This is a genomic window from Bathymodiolus platifrons methanotrophic gill symbiont (assembly GCF_002189065.1).
In the GTDB taxonomy this organism is placed as follows: domain Bacteria; phylum Pseudomonadota; class Gammaproteobacteria; order Methylococcales; family Methylomonadaceae; genus Methyloprofundus.
This window is the reverse complement of the sequence record NZ_BDMN01000548.1, coordinates 1-1,483: the sequence shown is the minus strand read 5'-3', so window position 1 is coordinate 1,483 and position 1,483 is coordinate 1. Positions and strand designations below refer to the sequence as shown.

1 protein-coding gene is annotated in these 1,483 nt (G+C 43.0%); it reads left to right on the top strand.

Going from position 1 to position 1,483, the window contains the following annotated elements; translation table 11 throughout:
* Positions 1 to 77: 77 nt before the first annotated feature.
* Entirely contained in the window at positions 78 to 1,325 is a 1,248-nt protein-coding gene (gene mtoX, locus CDZ78_RS20345) for a methanethiol oxidase (RefSeq protein ID WP_280175612.1), read from the top strand.
* Positions 1,326 to 1,483 lie beyond the last annotated feature (158 nt).

Genomic DNA, 1,483 nt, shown 5'->3' with positions numbered 1-1,483 from the left:
GCAGCACGCGAGAGGAGCAAGAATTGCATTCCGAATAGCCGTCCAGCCAGTGAGGTAGTAATGACGAAGCGGCTTTTGTGCGTAGTCGTTGCGGACGCAGGGCGTTCAGGGCATCTCCCATCCGCTGCGTAGGTGAACGAATTATGGCGACAGGAGTCCCGGAATTTCGTGAGGTAGCATGGCGCGCCTGCAAATATGGCAAGGTTATTAATAGTCTGTCAGTAGGCGGGCGTAATGAAGCGCACCATTCAGGCTTTACAGATGATCGTAAGTATTTATGGGCGGGTGGACTGGATACTAATAAAATCTTTATCTTTGATGTACATACAGATCCAGCCAAACCAAAATTACATAAGGTGATTGTTGATTTTGTTAGTAAAAGTGGCGGGGTAGTGGGACCACATACGACTTATGCTTTACCCGGGCGCATGTTGATTACCGGGCTTTCTAATAATAAAGATCATGGCGGACGTACTGCGCTAGTGGAATACAGTAATAGCGGCGAACATATTACAACGCACTGGACTCCTACAGATAGCGATTTACGCGGTGCTATCAAGACTGGTAAATATGCCGATGGCTATGGTTATGATGTACGTGTATTACCCCGACGTAATGTGATGATCAGTTCATCATTTACCGGCTGGTCTAATTATATGATGGACTTTGGTAAAATGCTGGCTGACCCAGAAGCCATGAAACACTTTGGTAATACCGTCGTGCAATGGGATTTACATGCGCGTCAACCGAAAAAAGTATTTGATGTGCCGGGTGCGCCACTGAAAATCCGCTGCGCCTGGGATCCAAATCATAACTACTGCTTTACAACAACAGCGCTTACTTCAAAAATCTGGCTGATTTATGAAGATCAGAAAGAGGAATGGCAAGCGAAAGAAGTTGCTGATATTGGGAACCCTAGCAAAATTCCATTACCTGTAGATATCTCCATTCAAAGCGATGATAACATGCTTTGGGTCAATACTTTTATGGATGGCAAAACTCGAGGCTTTGATGTTTCAGATCCGTTTAACCCCAAGCAGGTTTTCGAGCAGAAAATTGGCTCACAGGTGAATATGGTGTCATCAAGCTGGGATGGTAAGCGCTTGTATTATACGTCTTCGTTATTAGCGAACTGGGATAAAAAAGGCCAGGATAATGAACAATATTTGAAATTGTATAGTTGGGATGGCAAAAAACTTACGGAGCAATTTGCTATTGATTTTATTAAAGAGAAACTAGGGCGTGCACATCAAATGCGTTTTGGCGCATATTCACTGTACACAGCAAAGCCGAGTGATAAATTATTGGCTAAGTTAAATCCTTAACTGAAGTTTCCCAATTATTGAGTAGCTGAAATACACAATGCTGGTGTATCGAGGTTTATTTTAGGTGGTTTTGCCATGTTTATAGCAAACCCCTACTTAATTCCCCTTAGGCAATAGCATTTGAAACGAATGAAAAGACTATTTTTTTCATATAGTTG